The 283-nt window shown below is 52.3% G+C and carries 1 protein-coding gene; it reads right to left on the bottom strand.

The genetic code is table 11. From position 1 onward, the window contains the following. Nucleotides 1-73: 73 nt before the first annotated feature. Nucleotides 74-283, bottom strand: a 210-nt coding sequence (locus ACW9JE_RS30955) for a hypothetical protein (RefSeq protein ID WP_457434939.1), incomplete at its 5' end; no start/stop codon positions are given.

Raw genomic sequence — 283 nt, 5'->3', positions numbered from 1 at the left:
TGAGCCCGACGAGCTACCAGGCTGCTCCATCCCGCGTCTGTGAGGCGGCATTCTATAGAGATACGCCGAGGTGTCAACCGTTAATCTCGATGATGGTCAAATAAACGTTAAGCGGTCGCAGGGGAGGCCTAAGTTTCGGAATCTGAAAGGATTCTCGTTTGCGCACAAACCTGAAGGAAGGTGTTTGACGACAAAACAGGCGCGCACAAAAAAGGCCATTCTTTCGAATGGCCTTTTTCAGACGTTTGGTTGCGGGAGCCGGATTTGAACCGACGACCTTCGG

Source organism: Pseudomonas sp. SDO55104_S430 (assembly GCF_054070595.1).
This window is presented reverse-complemented; position numbering and strand designations above follow the sequence as displayed.